Origin of the sequence: Bacillus sp. DJP31, from assembly GCF_049310945.1 — a bacterium.
In the GTDB taxonomy this organism is placed as follows: domain Bacteria; phylum Bacillota; class Bacilli; order Bacillales; family SA4; genus Bacillus_BS.
Window position 1 is genome coordinate 1 of the sequence record NZ_JBMERO010000083.1, and the last position, 1,478, is coordinate 1,478.

The 1,478-nt window shown below is 38.5% G+C and carries 1 protein-coding gene; it reads right to left on the reverse strand.

Annotation, left to right across the window (positions count from 1 at the left end; all coding sequences use genetic code 11):
- A partial coding sequence (locus tag ACOI1C_RS22495) for an IS4 family transposase (protein WP_422512866.1) occupies nucleotides 1-918 on the reverse strand: 918 nt, incomplete at its 3' end.
- Nucleotides 919-1,478: the final 560 nt, after the last annotated feature.

A 1,478-nucleotide genomic window follows, 5' to 3' on the forward strand; every position in this document is an offset into this window, starting at 1 on the left:
AGCGTTTTCAGTCGTGCCGAATAAAACCGGCACATTTAGATTTTGCTTAATCCAGCGGAAAAATGACTCAATCCCCCACCTTGCTTTATACATGTCGGCGATTACTTCGGCTGAAACATTGCGTAAGCTTGTCACGACGCGGATTTCACGCCCTTCATTGTCTTTAAAAAAGACAACACGATGTCGTCTTTCTGAACGTGACTGAATGGTACCGAGAAGACAAGTGATATCGCTTGTGACTTTTGAATCCTTTACTGACAAGCGTTGAAGTGACTTGATAGTAGACAATTCAACGTTTTCTTTTATCCTGATTACGAAATCCTGTTCATCTAAAACAAACTGATCGATGCGCTTGATTTTAAAATAAGCCCGGTCTTCCACAAGTACAAAACGCTTGTCTGCAAGCCCTTCACCGACAGGTCCGTCATGTTTTAAACCAATCGTTTCAATGACGTTCAAAGGCATATTTGTTTCTGGAGTAAAGCTAACATGAAACTTGATGCCCGAACGTTCCCCGTGAAAAACCGCCCAAGGCAACCGGCTTTTCCCAACAGTAATCGTCGTTGAATCTACAAGTAACAACCGGTTTGGAATCTTTAGTACGCGTCGAGTCACCCGATTACATTTGTTCACAATCAGCGCAAAGACCTGCTTCATTAACCTATAATCAAGCTGACCAAGTTTTTTGGATAATGTCGAATAATTAACGTCTACAAGACCCACCAAAGCGCCGACATCCGAGCAATGGCGAAGACTTTTCCACTCACAGTTCGCCGCAGCCACAAGATACTGGATCAGCATTTTAACCGTTAATTTTCGTGCAGTATCTTCATAGCCGATTAGCTCAATCAGTGGCTGTAACTCTTCATCAGATATAAACTTTGGAATCAAATTCGGAAACATGGTAGGCTCTTTCATAGGGAACGCTTCTTCTCGTAAATTGTTTGGTCGTACTTACATTTTACAAGAGAGCGTTCCTTTTTGTCGCTTTTTTATGGGAAATTATTCATAATCAACACGCGTGACAATTTCTATTATATAATGATCATTCTCGCAAATGACTTCTATCTTATTCTACAAATACAAACTCTTGTTCAGAAAATCAATATACGAAATTATTTACTGATAAACTGCTGAGGCATTCGGATAATGTTTATTGTTATAGGTGTAGAAAAAACTACTGACAATTTTTTTTCAAAATACACTTGCAAGATAAAATTCAGCATGTTATATTATTCTTCGTCGCTGCAATTAAGCAATTAATGAAATCAGCACTGAAAAAACTTTCTCTAAAAAAGTGTTGACTTCCTAAGCGGTTACGTGATATATTGATAAAGTCGCTTTTGAGCGATTGGACAAGTTCTTTGAAAACTAAACAGAACGTCAAGCGTGACTCGGACCTTCTAGTCCTTGTCAAAAATGTAACAAACATTATTATATTTGCTAATGCGAGATAATGATGAAGTTTTTTCACTAAC